Annotated in this window: 18 protein-coding genes; 2 read left to right on the top strand and 16 right to left on the bottom strand. The window is 41.1% G+C overall.

The features are described 5' to 3' along the window. Window positions 1–4 precede the first annotated feature (4 nt). Complete coding sequence (locus V7K56_RS31820) at window positions 5–676, bottom strand: DUF1997 domain-containing protein (RefSeq protein ID WP_334917279.1); 672 nt, start codon at window positions 674–676, stop codon at window positions 5–7. A gap of 178 nt (window positions 677–854) precedes the next feature. Between V7K56_RS31820 and V7K56_RS31815 the strand changes: the two genes are divergently transcribed. Then, the gene (locus tag V7K56_RS31815; RefSeq protein ID WP_334917277.1) at window positions 855–1,511 is read left to right on the top strand and encodes an NAD(P)H-binding protein; all 657 of its coding nucleotides are present in this window, start codon (window positions 855–857) and stop codon (window positions 1,509–1,511) included. A 141-nt stretch (window positions 1,512–1,652) separates the two neighbouring features. On the opposite strand, the gene V7K56_RS31810 is transcribed toward V7K56_RS31815, so the two are convergent. The 13 genes from V7K56_RS31810 to gloA all read right to left on the bottom strand — a co-directional run bounded on the left by V7K56_RS31810 (window position 1,653) and on the right by gloA (window position 19,395). Beyond that, window positions 1,653–2,303 carry a TIGR04282 family arsenosugar biosynthesis glycosyltransferase gene (locus V7K56_RS31810; protein WP_334917360.1) on the bottom strand — a complete coding sequence of 217 codons (651 nt, stop codon included), beginning with the start codon at window positions 2,301–2,303 and terminating at the stop codon, window positions 1,653–1,655. A 48-nt stretch (window positions 2,304–2,351) separates the two neighbouring features. After that, window positions 2,352–2,918, bottom strand: coding sequence for an IS630 family transposase (locus tag V7K56_RS31805; protein ID WP_334917275.1), 567 nt, complete (start codon window positions 2,916–2,918; stop codon window positions 2,352–2,354). Window positions 2,919–3,102: 184 nt separating this feature from the next. Further along, window positions 3,103–3,426 (bottom strand): hypothetical protein, encoded by a 324-nt coding sequence (locus V7K56_RS31800; protein ID WP_334917273.1) that lies wholly within the window; start codon window positions 3,424–3,426, stop codon window positions 3,103–3,105. Between the two features lie 72 nt (window positions 3,427–3,498). Next, window positions 3,499–4,146, bottom strand: a complete 648-nt coding sequence (locus V7K56_RS31795) for a pilus assembly FimT family protein (RefSeq protein WP_334917271.1) — start codon at window positions 4,144–4,146, stop codon at window positions 3,499–3,501. A 19-nt stretch (window positions 4,147–4,165) separates the two neighbouring features. Next, window positions 4,166–5,164 carry a glycosyltransferase gene (locus V7K56_RS31790; RefSeq protein ID WP_334917269.1) on the bottom strand — a complete coding sequence of 333 codons (999 nt, stop codon included), beginning with the start codon at window positions 5,162–5,164 and terminating at the stop codon, window positions 4,166–4,168. A 5-nt stretch (window positions 5,165–5,169) separates the two neighbouring features. Then, window positions 5,170–6,162, bottom strand: a complete 993-nt coding sequence (gene hpsE / locus V7K56_RS31785) for a hormogonium polysaccharide biosynthesis glycosyltransferase HpsE (RefSeq protein WP_334917267.1) — start codon at window positions 6,160–6,162, stop codon at window positions 5,170–5,172. A 21-nt stretch (window positions 6,163–6,183) separates the two neighbouring features. Continuing rightward, window positions 6,184–7,143, bottom strand: a complete 960-nt coding sequence (hpsE, locus tag V7K56_RS31780; RefSeq protein ID WP_334917265.1) for a hormogonium polysaccharide biosynthesis glycosyltransferase HpsE — start codon at window positions 7,141–7,143, stop codon at window positions 6,184–6,186. Between the two features lie 188 nt (window positions 7,144–7,331). After that, on the bottom strand, window positions 7,332–8,051 hold the full coding sequence (locus V7K56_RS31775; RefSeq protein ID WP_334917263.1) for a prepilin-type N-terminal cleavage/methylation domain-containing protein: 720 nt from the start codon (window positions 8,049–8,051) through the stop codon (window positions 7,332–7,334). Between the two features lie 38 nt (window positions 8,052–8,089). Next, window positions 8,090–9,094 (bottom strand): hormogonium polysaccharide secretion pseudopilin HpsC, encoded by a 1,005-nt coding sequence (gene hpsC, locus V7K56_RS31770; RefSeq protein WP_334917261.1) that lies wholly within the window; start codon window positions 9,092–9,094, stop codon window positions 8,090–8,092. Window positions 9,095–9,161: 67 nt separating this feature from the next. Further along, entirely contained in the window at window positions 9,162–9,815 is a 654-nt protein-coding gene (hpsB, locus tag V7K56_RS31765) for a hormogonium polysaccharide secretion pseudopilin HpsB (RefSeq protein WP_334917259.1), read from the bottom strand. Between the two features lie 197 nt (window positions 9,816–10,012). Beyond that, entirely contained in the window at window positions 10,013–14,944 is a 4,932-nt protein-coding gene (gene hpsA, locus V7K56_RS31760; RefSeq protein ID WP_334917257.1) for a hormogonium polysaccharide biosynthesis protein HpsA, read from the bottom strand. Window positions 14,945–15,714: 770 nt separating this feature from the next. Then, a complete protein-coding gene (clpB, locus tag V7K56_RS31755; protein WP_334917255.1) occupies window positions 15,715–18,357 on the bottom strand; it encodes an ATP-dependent chaperone ClpB in 2,643 nt (880 codons plus the stop codon). A gap of 603 nt (window positions 18,358–18,960) precedes the next feature. Then, the gene (gene gloA / locus V7K56_RS31750) at window positions 18,961–19,395 is read right to left on the bottom strand and encodes a lactoylglutathione lyase (RefSeq protein ID WP_334917253.1); all 435 of its coding nucleotides are present in this window, start codon (window positions 19,393–19,395) and stop codon (window positions 18,961–18,963) included. Window positions 19,396–19,664: 269 nt separating this feature from the next. On the opposite strand from gloA, the gene eno reads away from it, so the two are divergent. After that, window positions 19,665–20,954, top strand: coding sequence for a phosphopyruvate hydratase (gene eno / locus V7K56_RS31745; RefSeq protein ID WP_334917251.1), 1,290 nt, complete (start codon window positions 19,665–19,667; stop codon window positions 20,952–20,954). Here the strand turns inward: eno and V7K56_RS31740 are convergent. Next, entirely contained in the window at window positions 20,921–21,121 is a 201-nt protein-coding gene (locus V7K56_RS31740; RefSeq protein ID WP_334917249.1) for a hypothetical protein, read from the bottom strand. The genes eno and V7K56_RS31740 overlap by 34 nt on opposite strands. Window positions 21,122–21,127: 6 nt before the next feature. Further along, entirely contained in the window at window positions 21,128–22,186 is a 1,059-nt protein-coding gene (gene argC, locus V7K56_RS31735) for an N-acetyl-gamma-glutamyl-phosphate reductase (RefSeq protein WP_334917247.1), read from the bottom strand. Between the last annotated feature and the right edge of the window lie 278 nt (window positions 22,187–22,464).

Below are 22,464 nucleotides of genomic sequence, written 5' to 3'. Positions count from 1 at the left end.
AAACTCAGCGCTTTTGTTTAGAATTAGCAGGAAAGGGTATTTCCAAAGATTTATGAAAATCTTCCTGAACTTTACGAGTTAAGCGGCGGGAAACTTGGCGGACAATTTGGTTAAGTAAGCGATCGCCTGTAGATTGAATTATAGACTTGGGTAATCGCTGAATAAACCTGGGAAAGTGAAGATAAACTATCAAGTCCAATTCCCATTCAACTCTTGTAACCTTGCTAATGCTAGTGGAAACATCAGTTTCTATTAACTGTAGAGATGCACGATAGTCTACGTCATAACCAGGCGGTTGGTAGTCAGGAATAGGGATTGTACGGATGCGGTAAATACCCTCTTGTGGAGGCAACAATTCCAAACCTATTTTCGGTTCTACTTCATAACCAAAAGAACCAAAACGACCAATTACTAAAGCATAACCATTTTCCCCAAGTGATTGTACCTTCATGGGTTCAGCACAGCGCGAAAACCATGAAGCGTGAGCATTTAGATACTCAGCAACCTTCTCTACTGGGGCAGCCATTTCCATAAAATCTTGATAACGACCGTAAAATTTTGTGAGTGTCGCTACATTTGGTTCTGTTAATGTGTTCTCGGCTTCTTGGCTGGACGCTACAGGTAAAACTGCTTCTGTTATTTCCCAGGATTTATATTCGCCTTTTCTTGAAAGCATAAATGCATTACTGTATATTTTGGCGTTAGTCTATATTAATGATTCCCCACACACCTGGGTCATTTCGCATTCAGATCCCATTTTGACCGAAACCTCATTAATCTGCGATCGACTCCATAGAATTACTAAAATAAAGAACTGAACAAGCACACAATAGTTTCTCAGGATAGCATTTATCATGAAAGCATTTGTAGCAGGGGCAACTGGTGAAACAGGTCGGCGGATTGTGCAAGAATTGATTGCGCGGAATATTCCCGTTCGAGCCTTAGTGCGGGATATAGAGAAAGCTAGGGGTATTCTGTCTCCTGAAGCCGAATTATTGGTGGGCGATGTGTTACAACCAGAAAGTTTAACTGCTGCGTTGGGAGATAGCACAGTTGTGTTGATTGCGACTGGAGCAAAACCTAGCTTTGACCCCACTGGTCCCTATAAAGTGGACTTTGAAGGGACTAAAAATTTAGTAGATGCTGCTAAGGCAAAGGGAATTGAGCATCTTATCTTAGTTTCTTCTTTGTCTACTTCCCGGCTTTTCCATCCGCTGAACTTGTTTTGGCTAATTTTGTTGTGGAAAAAACAAGCTGAAGAGTATATTCAGAAAAGTGGTCTGACTTATACGATTGTCCGGGCTGGGGGGTTGAAGAATGAAGACAACTCAGACCACATCGTGATGCAGAGTGCAGATACACTGTTTGATGGTAGCATCCCCAGGCAAAAAGTCGCCCAAGTTGTTGTTGAGGCGCTGTTTGAAGCCGATGCACGCAATAAAATTGTCGAAATTGTTGCTAAACCTGAAGCAGTCTCAAAAAGCTTTAAGGAGCTATTTCAGCAATGCTGATATTCCACAGGATTTTATTGCTTCTGTCTCTTAATTCTCATCCCCAAGCTCATCGGCTCAGATCTTTATGGAAAAGTAATGCCTACACACTTTTTCAATTAGCTTGCATTATCTAAATTGACCCCCCTTTGATTCTATTGCTTAAAGCGATCGCTCCATCTTTCCTGTAAGGGCTTGTTTCCAAATTGACAGATCCTCCGGTCGGTCAACATCAGCTAAGGGCAACAAGTCCACGTATGATAAATTAAGTTTCTGAGCAATATCCACGGTTTTCTGGAATACTTGAGCAGTTCCCCACTCGATGTTAACGAATAGCTCCGGGATGGGTTGGCGCAAACCAATTAAGTAATATCCACCATCGAGCGCAGGCCCAAGTACGAGGTCAAAGGCATGTAACTTCTCAAAAGCTGTTGCTAAAATCTGGGCATTCACTCCAGGACAATCTGTACCAATGATAATTACTTTTTCTGCACCAGATTGCAAGGAATCGAAAAGCGATCGCGCCATCCGCAAACCTAGATCTCCTTCACCTTGAGACTGGTAAACCAAATCCAACCCCAACCAGTCTTGCATAAGTTGCAAATCGCCACCTGCAAAGCGCACTTCCACAGATATGTCAATGGCTTTTTGCAATTTTTGAACCTGAAATATTGTATATTCAGTCATTTCTCGTTGAAGATTGGCAGCACCAACATTTCCCAAAACAGGTATCAATCGGGTTTTTGTCTTGCCTGCTTCTGGATAGCGAGTGAAAATAATCAGGTGCTGTTTTGAGTTTGCTGGTAAGTTCAGTACACAATACCTTGCTTAAATCGACTAAAAATATCTTATACCAATTCTCTATGAAGATGCATAGAATAAAGCTTCAGAGAATAGAGCTTCGAGGATAAAATCATAACTTGTCAAAGAGGCGATTACGAGAGAAGACATTTGAGCTAACTCGTGTTCAACCCGTTGGCGCAGTTCGTGTAAATTAGAGAAATTCTCACCTTTGAACTGTTGTTTAATAAACTGCCACAACCGCTCAATTGGATTAAGTTGAGGACTATGAGCAGGTTGAAAAATCGGGATGAGATTTTCTGGCCAAGACAGTCTCAAGGCTTGATGTGCAGATGCTTGATCCATTTGCATCAGCGCCATATCATTACCTAGTTCTTGGAATAGGACATCAAGGAATTTCTGAAAATTCTCACTATCCAAATGAGGATATTCCTGGCAAAAATGCCATCCTGTTAATGGTTCAACTACTCCATATAGCCAGAATGCCTCTCTTGGCCACTGTACTGTGACTATGGGTTTGACACCACAAGCCGTAATCACTCGCCCAGTTTCCGTTTTCAACCCAAGTCTGGTTTCATCCTGACACAGATAACGCAGTCGCTTTCCTTGACCTAAAAGGTTTTGCAAGCTGACAAAGGCGTGGGGAATGTTTTTTTAAACAGGCTCACAGCCTGTACAGGAAAGTTGTTTACTCATCGGTCGAGGTATTTTCAGTTTCGCTTGGAGTTGATAGCTTACCAGACGATAGACCGTCTTATATTTGACTTCTACATGAAATTCCTGGTTGAGCCATTCTACAATTTCCCCATAGCTACCGAACCCTTGAGGAGATTCTAGTTTTTCCTCCAACCGCGATCGCATTTCTAGTGTAATCTTGGGAGTCGCACAAGAGTGATGTTTTCACCTCTAATAATTTCCCTAGCCCCCCAAGCCGATACTTTTGTAACCACCGTGTTACGGTTGAACCATCTCTACCTAATATGCGGCTCAATTCTTGATGCTGTGTCACTTGTCCTGTTTTGATCCACCACAGAACAAGCAATCGTTCTTTTTCCGCAGATGTCCGAGCCTTGCTAAGACTTTTGGACAAATATTCAGCACTCTCCGATATTTCTAGATTGAAAGGGCGTGCCATTGTTTAATTTTAGTTTTGATTCTTTTCCACTCTTTATTCTACAATTCTATGCAGCCTCACATAGAATTGGTATTAATAGCAATACTTGTCGTTTTCGTTAGCTCTAGGATGATCTTTTCCTGTTCGCATAGCCCCCAAAATAGTAGAAACATAGACACAACGTCTAGCTTTACCACCATTCAAGCTGTAGAAGGTTATCTGTCCTAATCCGCCTACTGTACACTGATTTCCAATTTCAGAGATAGGACAACCGTGATAGTTAAATAAAACTCGCCACATTTGCTGTGAAGTATGTTTTTGTAAAGTTGTCTCCTTTTTTCCTTTATTGTTTTCCTCTTCATCAATACGAATGTTTGGCTCAAGATTATGCCATAGGGTACCATTGTTTTTAACAGTATCAGAAATGAACTGTCCTGCTTCTGCTTGATGAACTGCCCATTGCACAACACCATTTTCTATACGAAAACTGGCTTGCTTAGTCAATTTATCTTTGGTGGCTTGGCTTTGCGCTTGGCGCATAGCATAATAAACTTTGTCTTGGGCAGTGTTAAGACGGCGAATCTCTACAAAAGTTAGCCAGTTGGGTATTCCGATGGTAGCTAATATACCAACTAATACAACAACTACTAACATCTCTGGTAAGGTAAAACCACTGTTAGAGTAATTATTCCAAAGATTTTTTGCATTAACTAGAGATCGTAAATGCACTTGAATATACATTTTTGCTTTCTGGTCAATTTTAAGCTACCCAGATGTTGAGCAATGTTTCAGCTTTTTGGCTTTTGACTTCGCGCCGATTTCTTATACTGTAGAGCAAGGTGGGCGAAGTAAAAAGTATGACGATTTTCAAGAATAATTTTAAGCTGAAATTTATATTTTGAAATCTTGAAGGGTCGTTAATAAAATACTTCCACAGAAATCTAGCAGATGCTAGGCCTTTTTGCCGATTAAATGGCTTTTGTAGAGCTTTGCAGGTCAGATACTTATATAAATTTGCTAGGCTTATATTCCAACTCTGCTTAAGTGTTGAAGGTTTTTCTTTATACGCTTTCTCAAGCACTTGCAAGCAGGTTTTTTCCTGTCTGACAAGATTGGAAGAAACTGAATTACTACTGATACGATATAAGATTTGTACAGATGGTACACATATAAAATCAAAGTTAGAGGCTAATCGCAGCCACATATCCCAATCCTGAGCCGCCTTTAAAGATTCGTCAAAGCCACCTAATGTAATTAAAGCTTTTCTATAAATTAAGGGATTGGAACCATTCTCTAAAAAGTTATTTAATAACAGTTTTTCATAACCATTTCCATTTACATTAATTCGCTTACCTGAAAGTAAGAATTGACCATTTTCATCAATATAATCAGTCCAACTATAAGCAACCTTTGCAGTAACATTTTTTTGTAAAGCTTTTAACTGAGACTGAAGTTTATCAGGTGTCCAAAGATCATCCGCATCTAAAAAACTAACAAATTCTCCAACTGCATGATCTAGTCCTCGGTTCCGACTGACGTTTCCGCCAGCGTTGGAATAGGAAAATACTTTTATTCTTGAGTCTTGGATTTTTGTCACAACTTCTAGAGTTGAGTCTTCTGAGCCATCATTAATTACAATTAATTCTAGGTCAGTAAAAGTTTGATTTAAAACAGATTGAATTGTATGCTTAATAGTCTTTTCATTGTTACAAGTAGGAATGATTACAGAAATTTTTGGTATTGGTTTGCTGGTTTTCATTGCTTTTAGAGGGCTAATTTGTTTTTTAATACTCTACTGAGACGGCATTTTAAGTAGTAAAGAGGACTTATCATACTAGCCAAGTAAAACTCTATCTCAAAAAGAGCAATTAGATTATTTTTAAATTGCCCTCTATAGTGAATTAGGTGTTTTAATGCTCGGCGTAAATTCCCTAAAATAGTTTTCATAAACACTATTGGTTTTTGCCAATTTTTAGTATTTATCAAGCGGAGCTGGAAAATACATAAGCCACAACCACGCGCCAGAGTTACTAAGTAATCTTTTTCTAGTCGCCAATGTGGTATTTGATGATAAGTATGCATGGTAGGATTATACCAAATTTGCCAGCCTGCTTTATATAAATATAACAATGGTTCTAAATCTTCACCACCTATCATTGACTTCCCTAGTCTACCCTTTAGAAGCAGGACTTTAGGAACACTCTCATCCCATGCTTGTTTACGGACAACAAGCGCTGCACCAGGAGGAAGTCTTAAATTATCCGCATCAAACAAATATGGATCTGCTCCATGTTCTCTGATAGCTAAAAAAGCTTGGATTCTTTCAAACTCTTCTGGCGGTTTTACTTCAAAATTACCATGAATTTGCCCACTCCAAGCACCTGCTTGAGGATGTTCCAACCCAAAATTATATGATTCTATTAACCAATCAGATGCAGGTAAGTTATCATCATCTAAAAAGGCGATTACCTGACTTTTAGCTTCACGTACTGCTCGTACTCGCGCAAAAGCGGCTCCTTGTTTAGTTTCTAAAAAATATCTTACATAACATTTATCATTATATATTTTTTGGTAATTCTGGATTATCTCAAATGTGTTATCAGAACTATTGTTATCCACAATAATAATTTCCCAGTTAAGGTTTTCTACTCCTCTTTGCATTAATAGCTTATCTAAAACTTGAGGTAAACGGGTTGCTCCGTTATAAGCAGGTATAGCTACGCTAATATCTAAACTCTCAACTGATAAATTAGTCATAATATTTAATAATTTGATAGTTTATTTTTTAAAATATCCATTTTTCCAAAGATAAAAAGGACTAATGAAACTACTTAAGAAAAGTTCCATTTCGCAAGCAGCTACCAAATCATTTTTTAGATTAGTTCGATATTTGAGTAAGTGTAACGTGATTTTACGCAAGTCATTTATCATATACGATAAAAGAGCAAACGGTCTATATATTTGTTTTATATTTACCATTCTAGTCACACAACGGCTAAGTCCAATTCCTCGGAAGAATGGAATCAAATAATCTTTTTGCAAACGCAATTTTGGTATTTTGTGTGATATTTCCATTTCTGGGTTATACCAGATTTCCCATCCTGATTTTTGGATATAAGACAACATTTCTAAATCTTCACTAGTAAGCATATTGCCTTTAATTCTACCAGTTAAAATAGACTTATCTGGTACACTTTCTAACCATGCTTGTTTACGGACAACAAGTCCGGCAGAGGGGGGTAGTAATTTTTTAGATGCTTCATATAATAGCGGTAGATTACCGCGTTCTGTAATTGCTAAGAATGGAGCAATTCTCTTAAAATTTTCCGGTGGTTCTACTTCCCAGTCTGGGTGAATTTGGCTGCCATAAGCTCCCGCTTTGGGATATTTTTCACCAAAAGCATAAGCTGCGACTACCCAATTTGACACTGGGTAGTTGTCATCATCTAGAAAACCTATGAATCTGCCTTTAGCTTCTAAAACTGCCTTTTTTCGCGCATAAGCTGCACCTTGTTTTGCTTCAAAGCAATACTTTAAAGGGTAAGAGCATCGCCAATCTTTTTGATAGGTTTGAACAACTTTAGCTGTGTTATCAGTGCTGTTATTGTCTATAACTATAATTTCCCAAGATAAATTCTCGGTGTAAAGTTGGTTTTGTAGTCGTTCTAGTAGTTCAGGCAAACGACTTTCACCGTTATAAGTTGGGATAGCTACAGTAAAGTTAAGGTTCTCAGTCATTTTCCGAAAAGTGTATTTTGATAATGACGCTTTTGATTATGTTCAGGCAATGGCTAATTTATCAATGGCTCTTAAATAAACCTATTAAACATTAAAACTGCACATGATGTTTCAATTTTGCTATCAACGTGCAGTTTTATGTACAGCAATATTACGTATTTTTAAATAAATATTGGTATTTAAATGAGCTAACTGCATTTATCATCTTTTGCTATTAGCATTGAGCCTAAGAGAGTTTTCACAATGACGCATCGCTTTACGCTACTAGCCAATGTAGGATTTGCAGAGCTTGGTACAGCTACCACTATTTTTAACCCAGGTGGCTCTGTACCTGCTGCGACTGTTCCAAAGTTATTTGGCAGAGTTAAAACTCCCATATAGTCAAAGGTAATTTTTGCTGATGTACTTAAAGGGTATGATACAGGAGAATTAGTAGTAGTATTAGCAATGTTTTCTCCACTAAGATTTCCGCCCAGCAAAAATTTATCAGAATTGGCTCCCACATCACCCCCTAAAGGTTTCCATGTCCATGTGGCGGTTGCTGCATCAGTACGATAAATAGCAACCTCTACATTTTGGGTTGTGCTATTTCTCTGAAAACTGACACTGTAGCTAAGTTTTTTGTTTTTAGCTTCGCGTTGTGCTTGTTGCAGTGCGGCCAAAACGGCGTCGTTAACTTTATTTATCCGTTGCCGATTTATAAAGCCAGCCCAACCAGGAGCTGCGATCGCTGCTAAAATTCCTACTAACAGCAGTACTACTATTAACTCTATAAGACTAAATCCAGCATCTTGTTGATTGTAGCCATCGGTAAAGGATCTATTTGCTAAATATTGCTGCTTTAGCTTTGTTTCTCGGCTGTGCAACTGGAAATAATTTAATAGTCTTAAACTAGGAATATTCGGCATACTATCCTGCTTTTATTAATATTTGTCAAAGATAGAAGCTATTTAGTAAAGATGAAGCTGCTTCCTTGAACCTTAATGTTTGCACTCGGAAAATAACTAGATTTATTCTGGGCGTAACGTACTTTAGTTTCATCTTGGATTAAACGAGCTTGTGCATTACCTCTTAAATAAACTTCCGCAGCACTTCTATTATCTGTGCCAACTGAATTTATACAAGCATAGAATCCTGTTTTGACAGTAGTTGCTGCTACTGGAACTTGACTAAAGCCAGTAGAGCATGTTGCTGCTGGCGCTCCCTGTGCTATTGTTGTTTGATCTATAAAATCAACCAACACCACGGGAACTTGATCGTAAGTCCCCCCTCCTGCCCAACTATTCATTTTTGCTTGTAATGTTATGCCCTTTTGTGACAAGTCAAATGGTTTAAAACCTTTATCTGGACATGGGAGATATTTTTCGGTTGCAGCAAATCCAGAGCAAGTCACTGTAGCAGCAGTATTTGGAACGCCATCTTTTATTTGCCATCTGGCGATGCGTGCAGCGTTAGACCAAGTAGTATTAGTGTCTTTAATTAAATAGTAGGCAACTAATGAGTAAACAAAAGTATCATCTTTTTGAGTGCCTGTAATTGTAATTGCTTGATTAAATAATTCTCGTTTCCAAAAAACAAGCACAGGAATTTTATCTGTTCCATTAGGTAGTTGATTCCCAGTTGTACTTGCATTTGGGCAAGTGTTAGCGGTACTAGTATCAACAGTACCGCTTAGACAAGCAATTCCAGTAGCATCATATATATATATCGCTTGTTGGAGATCGCGAGTAATATAATCTAGTGCAGCTTTAATTTCTTGCTCAGAGTTCGCTTTGGCTTGTTCCTGACCATCAGTGTTTAAAACACTGATCATAAAACTTAGTAACGGCGTAATTACTAAAAATGCAATGAGCATAGCCACCAATAATTCAATCAGGGTGAAGCCACTATTTTTGTTTTGCTTGTAAGAGGGTTTTAGCTGAGTACTTAACAGCCACCTCAATATATTCATTTTGCTACAGATTCTCCTTAATGACCGATACTCAGTCATGAAATTATTTATGTTTACAGGGTTAATTTTATGGTGGAGGTTGACAACCACCAAGGCGATCGCACAAAGCGCTATAGGAGCTTTGACCCCTGACAATTTCAGTTGTTATTTCTACTAGTGGTGCTTTGCGATCGCCTAGTCCCCCTGTGAATGTTGCTGCTTTTTTTCCATTACTACCCGCAGTTAAAGAACCAAATTCAGCATCTGAACGATATACCCGAACTCCCAAACGATAGCCTTGACCTTTATCAGCGTCGCTACCTGTGACAGCAAGCCGAATAGCTTGAATGTAAAATAAATCGCTAGTACAGTCGGGATTAGCAAGGCTGCCATTTTTGTTAAAGCAATACAAACCAGTGCTAGCAGTAGGAGCTAACGTACTACTCAATAAATAGTCACTGCTTGAACTGGATACATTTCTACTTGTGCTAGCAGCTAGTGTAACGGTGATTGTCGGATCTGAGATTGTTTTAGACTTAATAGCATCAATGAAGGCTTTAGCCGCTCCTGTTGCCAATTCCACCCGTTTAGCTTGCACACGAGTTGCTGTTGACATTACTAGGACAGGTGCGATCGCTACTAGCAAAATGGCAACTACGAGGATCGCCACAAGCGACTCAATGATCGTAAAACCAGACTCGTTAGACTGGGCAGATAATTCTTGTAGTTGGCGTGGGTTCATACTCAATTTCTTAATAAGGCTATGTTTTAAAATAATTTGCGATTGTGTGTAATACACTTGTAATTTCTCTCCAAACCTCTCCTTTTGTAGGGGAGAGGCTTTGAATTTTCCCCTCTTCCCCATTAGGGAAGGGGGCTAGGTTTGTTAACGTGGTCTATTCACCTAAAAAGTGCTGTAAAAATTCTCATTCAGACACTTTAGGATGGTTGGAGTTGGCAGTTAGTAGGACGTTCAGTTGCTGGTAGTGCAAATTTGAAACCATTGCCAAAGTAACTAGTGTCGGCAGTCTCAAACCCATCTGCTGTTTGAGTTTGGACAGAACACAACAGAGTTTTCACCCAAAGGTCATCGCGGCCTACTTCTCTGAAATATTCATTCGGAGGATCTGCTGCTGGAGTTACAAAGCGCTGGGCAAACAAGTCAGGATTTTGCGCCAGTAAAGCCACATCAAAACCCCAGTTACGGTTAGGAGGCATATAATAAGGCGCTTCACCACTAGGATTAGTAATGTAAGTACTATCTGATGTGTAACCAGGTCTTGCAGAATTCAGAAGTCTGTAAAAGATACTGTTATTATTCAAAAGGTTAGCAGCACTAGTATCATTAGGGTCAGAAGTGGTTGCAGGAGGAGTTGTTGGTCCTGGTCTGACAAGAGCTTGGAATGGTGCAGTAGCATAGATACTGCGTTTAAATTGGATGAATGAACCGTTGATATTGGCATCAATCCCATCCCAGTTTTCTAAGAACCGCACAAAGTTATGCAAACCCCCATTGATTTCGTAAATACTTGTACCCACACGAGCCGGAGTATCACCAGCAGCAACTACTAGATTAAAATTTGTTTGACTTGCCTGAGACAACCATCTAGTGTTTTTAACGACACTAGATGATCCTGCTAAAGCGGCGTAATTTCTAGTCTCAGATGCTGTTGCTGTTGCGGTTGTTAGTTGTAATTGCAATATAGGTTCAAATAGCGGCTGGTATGACGCATCTCTGCTGGGTGTAGCGCTGAATAGTGACGCGTCTGTGGCTCCAGGAAAATCTCTAAGCGAACCAGAAGCCGGTAGTTTGGGGTATCTGTAAAATACACGATTACTGTTGTTGTATTTGATCTCGCTCATGGTTGACGGTGGTGGGCTAATAGAAATAATATTTGTTGTGGTTGCAAACCATAGAGCATTAGTCGCGATGTCAGGTATGCTAAGCGGGTCTAGCACACCAAGTATGCTATTTAGCGGCAATTCTCTTACTACACCTGATTTAATACCTAGTGGAATAGGAGTAGCACTAGTATAATCTATGGCATTATTAAGAATATCAACAAGCTTCGCAAAATCAGCATTAGTCGTTGCTACATTATATTTCCGTTTGAACGCAACCCTACGAGCAAATTGAGCAAAATCAGCCCTTGGCGATCGCGCAGTTGTACCAGCTAAAAGTCTGTTAGGATCTGCACCAACTACATCACTAGACCTTTTTAGGATTTCTGTGTTTAGATCAAAAGTATGGGTTGTAGCAGGATTGCTATCTAAACCCACATACCAGTCACTTGGTTGACACTCTGAAACTGGTATTTTGAAGCACATTTCCATTACATACTCTGGGAAAGATCCTCGGCGTTGAATGGGTGTGACGAAGTTGTTCAAGTAAGAACTATTATTATTTACTGAGTCGCTAGCAGTGGGAGTACCTTGATAGTAGGCATCACCACCAGAGTTAGTCGGGAAATTAGATGAAGTGACGAAGTTGTTATTCCAGAAACCTACCTTTAGTCGGCTGAGTACAACGTTAGGATCGCTGCCTTGGTTATTTCGTAAATCGTAATCACCCTCATTGCGGAAACCTTCACGGAAGTTACCAGAGAGCAAGGTAACAGCATCGGCAATTACTGATGCTGGTCGCCAAGTTTCGCCTGTTGTGCAATTAGGTAGTCTAGAGTCATTCGGCCGACAAGCAAAATCAGGATCGCGATTTGCCGCAGCACGAGTATAAAATTTAGTATCGTAAGTACTATCACTGGGAGCAGGTAAAAGATCAGGGGTTTTGAATTCTTGTTTAGTGTGCAGATTAAAATCACCTTTAACATACACTGGTAGCTCAGTTGCTAAAATCAAGCCTTTTTCTTCAGGTCTGTAATTAGTCTGGCGACTCAAGTTACTGCCATTAATCAACATAATGGCGTTGGGTCGCCGTTCTGGATCGAGATTGTAGTCACTAGCGCTGACATTTTCACTAGTTGGGTTACTGCGATCTTTTTGAGCATCATCACGAGAGGCATAAATAATGCCGCTATTGGGTAATAGATATTCGTTATCCGATGCAGCACCGATTGCTTGTGCGCGAAGCAGACCTAAATTTATGGTAGTAGCACGAATTTCAAGAGGCTGACGCTGTTCAACTTCTAGATTGTAGTTTCCAGTTAATGTACCACCTTTATCTATAGCTTTAATTTGTCGGGCATCAAGAAATGTAATTTCTTTGATTGCACCATCAGGAATGTAGGTAGTACTCCGAGCCAGAGTGCCATCAGCAATCTGTATTGCACAGATAGTAGAGTCAATTGCTGATTGCTCAGAGAGAGTGAGGTTACTGGTAGTTGCTTTTGCCAGTGCTTGTCGTAGTAAAGGATTCACAAGGCGGCCATTGGGAAATACCAAGTTGGCTTGATATTTCAAGCGATCTAGCAAAGTTATACTAGTGTTAGTCACATCATCAGCGTTAGTCCCAAGTGTTAAAAAACTATTGCTATCTACTGCTTGTCCTCTAGTTATGCCAGCAGATGTAGTAGCGGGAGCAGCGTAAACAATCCCATTGTTAGATGCTGCTACTGTTGTCAAATTAAGGGGATTGTAGGTGTTTGTAGTTGCTGTTGCCTGATTGGTAGGGTTGTAGTAGCTACTTACACAGGCTATGGGTGTTTGATAATTGTCTGGTGTAGTCGCTTGAGGATTGTAGGAATCAAAATTGTAGTGATACACTACAGTGGCACGCATTACTAAATCACCACGTTTTTGTTTACTTGCATTCAGAGGATCGGTCGGATCGGGTACAAGCATAGGCATCGTATCAGGCCAGACTACTGTACCACCAGTTTCGTTAACTGCTGAAGTGCTTGGATCATCAAGCAGAGCAGGTTTTCCTGTTGGAGTTGGACGAGTAGGTGTAAGTCCAGAGCCTGTAGGTCTATATACTCCTGCCCCCGTAATCACCCTCAGTCCACCGACAACATCAAGGATATTAGTTCGCGGTGAAGCTGCTGAAATTTCCCAAAAACCATCACGTCCAGTTACCCCTAAATCTGATAACTGGCTGACGTGAGTGCTACGAGTACGATTTTGGGTAGTGCTACTTGTCCACTTCACCGCAGGAGTGATGGCTTGGGGAGTATCCTCTCCGACAAAATCTCCTTTTGTGCTGTCCCATATAAGTTGAGGCAGATTGTTGCCTACTACGATGCGATCGCCTAACTCTGTTTCTGTTACGGGAGTATTATCTACAATGTCTGGATCTCTAGTAGGTAGTTGCGCTGTATTTAGTGTTAGTGTTGTATTAGTATCTGTTGGATAAATCCACGCATCCATTGGACGTAGCGTATTAACAGAACCTTTCATAAAAGTTGCTGCATCTGCTGTGGTGTAATCGACACCAGCAGATTTTTCAATACCAGAAGTACCATAAGGAACTTCTTTAAATGGTACACGTCTAGTACGTTTACGGAACCAATTTCCCAATTCTTCCTTACGTACTTTAGTCGCATCCAAGCTTGGATCGCTTAGAAGCCGATTATTTATATTAGTTTGGATTTCTTGAGGATCAGTATTAGGTAATTGTGCGTTCACTAATAAGTCTATGCGTTGAGCATAAGCCTGAGTGTTATAGGCAATGTCATTCGAGTTATTTGAAGTAGTTTTATTAGTAGATGCTAAAGTTTTATTTGTAGTAGGCGCACCATTTTCTACAAATAAATCTACGTATGTTCCACCTGTATTACTTGTACTTATTGGGCTACTAATTGCAATATTACCGCCAACAACTATCTTGCTATTTTCTCGTTCGTAGTAACATGAATACCTACTACTGACCTGAAATAGGGTTATATCTTGACTAGTTTTAGCAGTAAATAAGTTACTGTTGGTAAAGATGCGTCCATTGAGACGGAATCTCGGTCCTGGTGTAATATCTAAGTCATCTTCATAGACAACGGCATTATTAGTAATAGGAACTTGATTACGATCTTGTTGCATTTCTAATGCGGAGAAGCCCTTATTACCTCGATACTTCTCATATTTGGTTGTATCAAGAGAAGTAGCTTGAGCAATATCACTAATGGGAACTGTTACTGCATAAACGAAAAAGCTTTTTTTCAATTCGCCAGTTGGTAGCTTATACCAACCCGAACTACCTACTAAGCTAGCACTAGTATCACCAGCTATGTCACAAGCTCCACCTGCCTTAGCTGGTAGCATAGGAGGGGTTCTAGCATCTAGTGGGCTTCTACTTCTGGTTTGGGTTGTACCACTTTGGGGGGGAGTACGGAAGTAGATACCATAGAGAATAAAGCTATCAAATTTACCATTATTATCTGTATCGGCAGGAAATTTCCAGGCTGTTTGTATGTTTTCTTGATTTTCTAAAGCTATACTACTACCTGCTTCAATCATCGGAGTTGAAGTACTTTTATTAAGGTTATAAGCCAGGGTTATAGGAGTTTCATCACCAAATGTATAGATAGAAAGTTTATTAATTAAGGTATTGTATAGGGTTAGATTTGATGGGACAGAGCGTGGTAGAGTCGGGTCAGCAAATAATGCAGTTATTTTGGCTTTAGCTCTGTCTAAGGCAGGGGTGGCGGCTTGCATTGTCGCTTCATTTACGCGGACGTTACTAGCATTTTTAGAACGTTCAAAAGACCGAAATAAAATTGCAGTTGTTAACAGTACAACTACCAAAACTACCATCGCCACTGTTGGCAATACAAAGCCAGAGTTAACCGAGCCGCGTCTTTTTTGAGTACCAGAAATAGCTCGCAAAAGCCAAATAATTTGCTTATTAATTGCAGAAAAAAACTGCTTGCTAATTTGTCTGAAGGTTTTTTTAATTACCTTGAATAGCTGACGTTTTCGAGACATAGCTGCTTCCTGGTCAAGTGGACTATAGCGGATTTTCTATTTTGTCAAAGTTTTCACTTATGCCTATCAAGTGTTTTTACAGGCATTAAATGAGAGGATATTTATCTAACTACTACATTTGGCTTTACTAACTTCCAAATAAAATAGCTGTTACAAAAGATATTTTATTAAAGTTATATCATTTATAAATTGTTCATTTTATCCGGTAAACACTGATTTTTTCAGAATTATTTAGTTTAAGTTTGATAAATAATAAGAGCATTACTTCACAGTATATTTGCGTAAATGTGTTTTATTTGAAGACAAATTTATGAAGATGTTGTCAGCAGAGTAGGCTTATAATACCCATTTGTTAAAGAAAAGATATCAGTAAGATGCAAAATAATCAGATGTGCGGCTTAGATTCCCGACTTCTTTAATTAAGAAGTCGGGAATCTTGTCGTTCACATTGCTTTGATTAATTACTAATTACTTACTAGTACACCTTGGCCTAAATCCCACTACCACCTTTAAAGGCAATCAAGCTTCTGCCACAAGGTACGAAAAATTAGTACTCTGTGGCAAAAGCTACTAGGCATTATAGATGCAACACGCAGTCACATTAAGGTTAAAAAGGTGATTATAAACCGCAACTATACGGAGTTTAACCACCTCCGTGGGTTTCAAACCCTCAATTATTCTTAGACTTTGTTTGTGTATCGAAGCCAGTTTAGTCTTCTCCCTACAGCCCTTTGGGTATGTCCCGTTGATTGAAGGGGAGACGTCAGGTGCTATGTAGCAATCTGTGGTACTGTCACCTTCACCAGCATTTTTTTGCTAAAAGACAGACCGTTCTCATTTTTGTCAATAATAATCGTGTCTCCAGAAATAAAAGTATTTTCCAATAACTTGGTGGCGAGGGGGTTTTCTACTTCTCGCTGAATTGCCCGTTTGAGTGGGCGAGCACCGTAAACTGGGTCATAGCCTGATTCGACAAGGTGATCGCAGGCAGATTGGGATATCTCAAAAAAGATTTTTTGCTCGCGCAAGAGATTTTCTACTCGCTTGAGTTGAATACGGATGATATGCCGCATTTCGGTGCGACTGAGGGCATGGAAGAGAATAATATCATCAAGGCGGGTGAGAAATTCTGGACGGAAATGCGATCGCAAAGCATCCATTACCCGCTTTCGCATCGTTTCATACTTGGAATCATCACCAGATATATCCAAGATATGTTCACTACCAATGTTACTGGTCATCACAATGACGGTATTACGAAAATCTACCGTCCTTCCTTGAGAGTCAGTAACTCTCCCATCATCCAACACCTGCAATAAAATATTGAACACATCGGCGTGCGCCTTTTCCACTTCATCCAACAGCACCACTGAGTAAGGACGGCGACGAATTGCCTCGGAAAGTTGACCGCCTTCTTCATATCCTATGTATCCTGGAGGCGCACCCACTAAGCGAGAAACTGAGTGTTTTTCCATATACTCAGACATATCCAAGCGCACCAATGCATCATCAGAATCAAAGAGAAACTGAGCTAAAGCACGGGCGAGTTCGGTTTTACCCACGCCTGTAGGGCCCATGAACAAAAATGAACCAATGGGACGAGAGGGATCTTTCATCCCCGCACGGGCGCGGCGAATTGCGGCTGCTACTGCTTCTACAGCCTCTTCTTGCCCAATGACTCGTTGATGCAAATGACTTTCTAATTGCAGTAATTTTTGTCGTTCCGATTCCAACAAGCGATTGACGGGGATTCCTGTCCACTTGGCGACGATTTCGGCAATATCGGCTTCGGTGACTTGTTCTCGCAGCAAGGTGGAACCTTGGTTTTGAATTTCTAAAAGGCTCGCTTCTTTGGCTTCGCGCTCATGCTGCACTCCCTCCAATTTGCCATACTTCAGTTGGGCAGCTTTATTTAGATCGTAGGCGCGTTCCGCCTGTTCAATTTGCACTCGCAGCGCATCTTCTTCTTTCTTTAAGGCGCTTATAGCCTCTAATAGCTGCTTTTCACCTTGCCATTGCTCATTAAATGTTTGCTGTTTTTCCGTCAAATTGGCGATTTCTTGCTCAATTCGCTGCAAACGTTCTTTTGTTTGGAGAGTACCCTTTTCTTCGCCAGCTAATGATAGCTTTTCCATTTCTAACTGCATTAAGCGGCGATCAATTGTTTCCAATTCAGCTGGTTTGGAGGTAATCTCCATTTTCAACTGTGCTGCTGCTTCATCTACTAAGTCAATGGCTTTGTCTGGTAAGAAGCGATCGCTAATATAACGCGCTGACAGTGTTGCTGCTGCTACCAAAGCCGAATCAGAAATTTTGACGTTGTGATGCACTTCATAGCGTTCTTTCAACCCCCGCAGTATGGAAATAGTATTTTCCACAGTTGGCTGATCGACAAATACTTGCTGAAAGCGGCGTTCTAGGGCAGCGTCTTTCTCAATGTGTTTGCGGAACTCGTCGAGGGTAGTAGCACCAATGCAACGCAGTTCTCCCCGCGCCAGCATCGGTTTGAGTAAATTTCCAGCATCCATTGCCCCTTGTTGGCTAGAACCTGTACCGACTACGGTATGTAGTTCGTCAATAAACAAGACAATTTGACCGTTAGATTCTGTAACTTCTTTGAGGACAGCTTTCAGGCGTTCTTCAAATTCTCCTCGCAATTTTGCCCCAGCAATTAAACTACCGATGTCTAAAGAGATGAGTTGACGGTTTTTCAAAGATTCCGGAACATCACCGTTTACCATCCGTTGTGCTAATGCTTCGGCGATCGCTGTTTTACCTACTCCAGGTTCACCAATCAGTACGGGGTTATTTTTGCTACGACGAGACAATACTTGAATTACTCGTCGAATTTCGTCATCCCGCCCAATTACTGGGTCGAGTTTTCCCGCTTTTGCCTGTTCTGTCAAATCTCTGCCAAATTTTTGTAAGGCTTCATAGCGGGATTCTGGGGTTTGATCTGTCACCTTTTGGCTACCGCGAATAGTTTTGATCGTAGCTTCAAGTTTAGGTGCATCCGCATTAAAGCCTTTGAGCATCTTTCGCCCAATGCGATCGTCTTCAGCAAAGGCCAAAAGTATGTGTTCCACAGAAATGTAGGAGTCTTTCATCCTGGCTCTAGCTTCCTCAGCTCGGTCTAGTAAAACATCTAAACTACGGCTAAGATAAAGCTGATCACTTTTACCAACTTTCGGCTGACGTTGGGTAAAAGCTTCTAGCTGCTGCTGCAAGCGGATTGGATCGACCTCAGATCGAGCCAGGATACGTATTGCTAGACTAGTGGGTTCTTCTAACAGGGCAATAATTAAATGTTCAACATCTAGTTGCTGTTGTTGATAAGCACGGACTATATCCTGAGATTTAACAATTGCTTCCCAGGCTTTATCAGTAAATTTATTTGGATCTGTAGGTTGCATCTTTAAAATTTTGGAATTTGGATTTTTAGTTTAAGGATTGGGGATTATTAAAGGTAGTAGGGAGTTGGGAGTGATTGTAACCTTACTCCTTAATACCCAGATAATTATCCAAACATTCTCAGCGTATATCCGCGTGTATCTTTGGTGGCAATTTGGGATTGGCAATTGATGATAGTTTAATCCATTGCCTATTTCCTAATTTAAAACGAAAACACTGTTATGAGCAGACTTTCCTCAATGGTATTATTGGAGCGATATCTACGACGGGCTATTCCGGCGCCGCTACTTAGTGTTGCTCATCAAGGGCAGTATTGGGGTAATACTAATAGGATTTACGTAAAGAAGATCCCCTAACCCGCTTAAAAAAGGGAAAAGTCTCGTGCGTCTTCTGGGTTTACTGACACGAGACAACAGTGCGCGGGAAAAATCAATCTCTCTCTAGCTCAACTTTTTAAGACATCTGTGTGGATTTTCCTATGGCTCTTAAGCACAAGTTGCTGCCCAGATTCCTAGCTTTTTGAAGAAGTCGAGGATCTGAATCCAGCTTAAATAAATGACATTCCACTACCGGATAATTAATTTTTTGGAAATCCCTGATAAAAATTACTGACTCACAAGTTGCTCTTGTGATTCCTGTTTGACTCCTGAACCTTGAGTTCCCAGTTGAATAAGTTCAATTTTATACCCATCTGGATCTTCCACAAAGGCAATTACCGTCGAACCGTGTTTCATCGTCCCTGGTTCGCGCACGAGTTTACCGCCCTGATTGCGAATTTCTTCACACGTAGCGTAAATATCATCAACGCCAAGGGCAATGTGACCGTAAGCATTACCTAATTCGTACTTTTCCACACCCCAGTTGTAGGTTAGTTCGATCACCGAGTTGTCGCTTTCGTCGCCATAGCCAACAAAAGCCAGGGTAAATTCTCCCCCCGGATAATCTTTTCGGCGCAGCAGTTTCATTCCTAGAATTTCACAGTAGAACTTTAAGGATTCTTCAAGGTTGCCCACCCGCAGCATTGTGTGTAGTAATCGCATATTGACCTTTTCTCTGTAATTGATTTAGTGTTATTCTCTGCAAACATTTTACCTAGCTCAAAGTCTTAAGGGAAAAATGCCGTTACAGAAAGAATTAAAAGCAGAAAGGACAGGATAAACAATTATCCATTCTTGGCATTGCTCACTATCCCGATAATGGAAATCTTCTTTAATCTCAGCTGAGAAAGTCTCTTAACCGCCTATGCTAGCGATTGGGTTAGGCAACTGGACTGGATGCGTAACACACTCGAATAAAGGATAAAGTACAGATGAGTAAATTTCTAGATACTGCCATTGAGGCGATCGCAGCCCGTGAAATTCTTGATTCACGCGGTAGACCGACAATTGAAGCCGAAGTGCATTTAGCCAACGGTGTTGTAGGATTGGCGCAAGTTCCTAGTGGTGCTTCTACTGGCACTTTTGAGGCTCACGAACTGCGTGATGGTGATAAAAGCCGTTATGGGGGCAAAGGCGTACTCAAGGCAGTAAAAAACGTCAAAGAAGCACTTGCACCAAAATTGTTAGGCTTGGATACCCTCAACCAAGAACTGCTAGACCGCACAATGATCGCTATAGATGGTTCTGCTAACAAAAAAAATTTGGGAGCTAATGCGATTTTAGCAGTTTCCCTTGCAGCAGCTAAAGCTGGTGCTGAGTCTCTAGAAATTCCTCTATATCGCTATTTGGGTGGCCCTTTAGCGAATTTGCTCCCAGTGCCGTTGATGAACGTGATTAACGGTGGCGCCCACGCCTCAAATAACGTGGATTTTCAAGAGTTTATGATTGTCCCAATTGGCGCAACTTCCTTCCGAGAAGCGTTGCGCTGGGGTGCAGAAGTGTTTGCTACCCTCAGCCAGGTGTTAGATGAAAAGGGTTTGCTTACTGGTGTCGGCGATGAAGGCGGCTTTGCCCCTAACCTAGAATCTAATCAAGTGGCTTTGGAATTGTTGGTTGCTGCGATTAAGAAAGCTGGTTACAAACCAGGAGAACAAGTAGCCTTGGCGTTAGATGTGGCGGCTAGCGAGTTTTACAAGAATGGTCAATATGTTTACGATAGTAAACCTCACGCCCCGGCTGAATTTATTGATTATTTAGGACAACTAGTTGACCAATATCCAATTGTGTCAATTGAGGATGGTTTACACGAAGAAGATTGGCAAAGTTGGCAATTGCTGACCCAGAAGTTAGGTTCGCGGGTGCAATTGGTAGGGGATGACTTGTTTGTGACTAACGCCACTCGCTTGCAAAGAGGCATCCAGGAAAAAGCCGCTAATGCCATTTTGATTAAACTCAATCAAATTGGTTCACTCACTGAAACCTTGGAAACGATTGATTTAGCAACTCGCAATAGTATTCGTTCAGTAATTAGCCATCGTTCTGGTGAAACAGAAGATACAACGATCGCTGATTTAGCTGTAGCAACCCGTGCTGGTCAAATCAAAACAGGTTCTCTGTGTCGCAGCGAACGAGTAGCAAAATATAATCGCTTGCTGCGAATTGAAGATGAACTAGGCGATCGCGCCATTTATGCTGGTGCTGTGGGGTTAGGGCCGAAGTAGGGACTGGGGATTGGGGATTGGGCATTGGGCATTGGGCATTGGGCATTGGGCATTGGGCATTGGGCATGGGTTATTCTCCTTGTCCCCCCTGCTCCCCCTGCTCCCCCTGCTCCCCCTGCTCCCCCTGCTCCCTCTGCTCCCCCTGCTCCCCCTGCCCCATGCCCCATGCCCAATTAAGGATAAAACCCCAACTTGGGCAACCCCAAAGTTTCATCCCAGCCCATCATCAGGTTCAGACACTGAATTGCTTGGCCCGCCTGTCCTTTAATTAGATTGTCAATTGCTGACATGACAATCACGCGACCTGTACGTGGGTCAACTTCTACACCGATATAACAAAGATTGCTGCCGTTAGCCCATTTGGTTTGGGGGTAAACGCCGCTACCGCAAACTTTTATCCAAGGAGAGTTGCGGTAGAAGGCTGAGAAAATTGTGATTAAGTCATCTCGCACTAGACCTGGGTCGCTCATTGTGGCATATACTGTTGCTAAAATACCGCGTACCATTGGGATAAGGTGCGGTGTAAATTGGATCATAAGTTCGTGACCAGCTAAGTCACTGCAAATTTGCTCAATTTCTGGGGTATGACGGTGACAACCAACATTGAAAGCTGCTATGGAGTTGTCTGCTTCAGCTAGTAATAAGTTGGTTTGAGCCTGCCGTCCACTGCTAGATATGCCAGACTTGGCATCGATAATAGCTGTTTCTGGTCTGATTAAGCCTTGCTTTAAAAGTGGCGAAAGCGCAAGGAGACTAGCAGTGGCATAGGAACCAGGACAGCCAATAAGTTGAGCTTCGGCAATGCGATCGCGATAAAGTTCTGGTAATCCATAAACTGCTGTAGCTGCAATTGTGCGATCGCTTCTCTGTGTACCATACCAATTTGTATAAGTTGTCAAATTACTAAACCGATAGTCTGCACTCAAATCTAGTACTTTACATCCTTTTTCCAGCAGTTTGGGCGCGATTTGGCAAGCCAGACCATTTGGTAAAGACAGGAAAACTACTTCACAGCGGTGAGCAATTATTTCTGGTTCTACCGCTTCTATTAGCAGGTTAGTTGCATGAGCCAGATGCGGGTAGAGATCCCCAAAGGATTTCCCGATACTGCTCTCACCGCCTAAATAAACCAGTTCGACTTCTGGATGATCCATCAGTAGTCGTACTAACTGCACTCCACCATAATCCGACGCGCCAACAATCCCAACGGGTACGCGTCTAAATTTGCCCATGATCCCAAATCCTTATCCCATGAATGGTTAATTCGTTCTCAGCTATCAACAATATCAGCGACCAGACGCACGGCGCACAAAACGTCTTAAACTAACTCCTCTACTTTGTTTTGAGAAGATGAGCGAGCAAACAAACAATTATTATTCCTCATCCCCTTCATCCTTTACTGTTGCTGCACTTTTTCGCCACTTTTTATGGCAAAAATTTTTGCCCCGTTATCAAATCATTGCTAGTCTACTTCTCTGCCTTATAAAGGAGCTACAATCTAAAAGAAGAA

Origin of the sequence: Nostoc sp., assembly GCF_036917535.1 — a bacterium.
In the GTDB taxonomy this organism is placed as follows: domain Bacteria; phylum Cyanobacteriota; class Cyanobacteriia; order Cyanobacteriales; family Nostocaceae; genus Nostoc.
Note: the sequence above shows the minus strand (reverse complement) of the source record. Positions and strands in the feature narration are given on the sequence as shown.

Bases quoted from the DNA above. Each gene is read 5' to 3' on its own strand.
- V7K56_RS31820 (WP_334917279.1), bottom strand. From the start codon at position 676: ATGCTTTCAAGAAAAGGCGAATATAAATCCTGGGAAATAACAGAAGCA.
- V7K56_RS31815 (WP_334917277.1), top strand. From the start codon at position 855: ATGAAAGCATTTGTAGCAGGGGCAACTGGTGAAACAGGTCGGCGGATT.
- V7K56_RS31800 (WP_334917273.1), bottom strand. From the start codon at position 3,426: ATGGCACGCCCTTTCAATCTAGAAATATCGGAGAGTGCTGAATATTTG.
- V7K56_RS31795 (WP_334917271.1), bottom strand. From the start codon at position 4,146: ATGTATATTCAAGTGCATTTACGATCTCTAGTTAATGCAAAAAATCTT.
- V7K56_RS31790 (WP_334917269.1), bottom strand. From the start codon at position 5,164: ATGAAAACCAGCAAACCAATACCAAAAATTTCTGTAATCATTCCTACT.
- hpsE (WP_334917267.1), bottom strand. From the start codon at position 6,162: ATGACTAATTTATCAGTTGAGAGTTTAGATATTAGCGTAGCTATACCT.
- hpsE (WP_334917265.1), bottom strand. From the start codon at position 7,143: ATGACTGAGAACCTTAACTTTACTGTAGCTATCCCAACTTATAACGGT.
- V7K56_RS31775 (WP_334917263.1), bottom strand. From the start codon at position 8,051: ATGCCGAATATTCCTAGTTTAAGACTATTAAATTATTTCCAGTTGCAC.
- hpsC (WP_334917261.1), bottom strand. From the start codon at position 9,094: ATGAATATATTGAGGTGGCTGTTAAGTACTCAGCTAAAACCCTCTTAC.
- hpsB (WP_334917259.1), bottom strand. From the start codon at position 9,815: ATGAACCCACGCCAACTACAAGAATTATCTGCCCAGTCTAACGAGTCT.
- hpsA (WP_334917257.1), bottom strand. From the start codon at position 14,944: ATGTCTCGAAAACGTCAGCTATTCAAGGTAATTAAAAAAACCTTCAGA.
- clpB (WP_334917255.1), bottom strand. From the start codon at position 18,357: ATGCAACCTACAGATCCAAATAAATTTACTGATAAAGCCTGGGAAGCA.
- gloA (WP_334917253.1), bottom strand. From the start codon at position 19,395: ATGCGATTACTACACACAATGCTGCGGGTGGGCAACCTTGAAGAATCC.
- eno (WP_334917251.1), top strand. From the start codon at position 19,665: ATGAGTAAATTTCTAGATACTGCCATTGAGGCGATCGCAGCCCGTGAA.
- V7K56_RS31740 (WP_334917249.1), bottom strand. From the start codon at position 21,121: ATGGGGCATGGGGCAGGGGGAGCAGGGGGAGCAGAGGGAGCAGGGGGA.
- argC (WP_334917247.1), bottom strand. From the start codon at position 22,186: ATGGGCAAATTTAGACGCGTACCCGTTGGGATTGTTGGCGCGTCGGAT.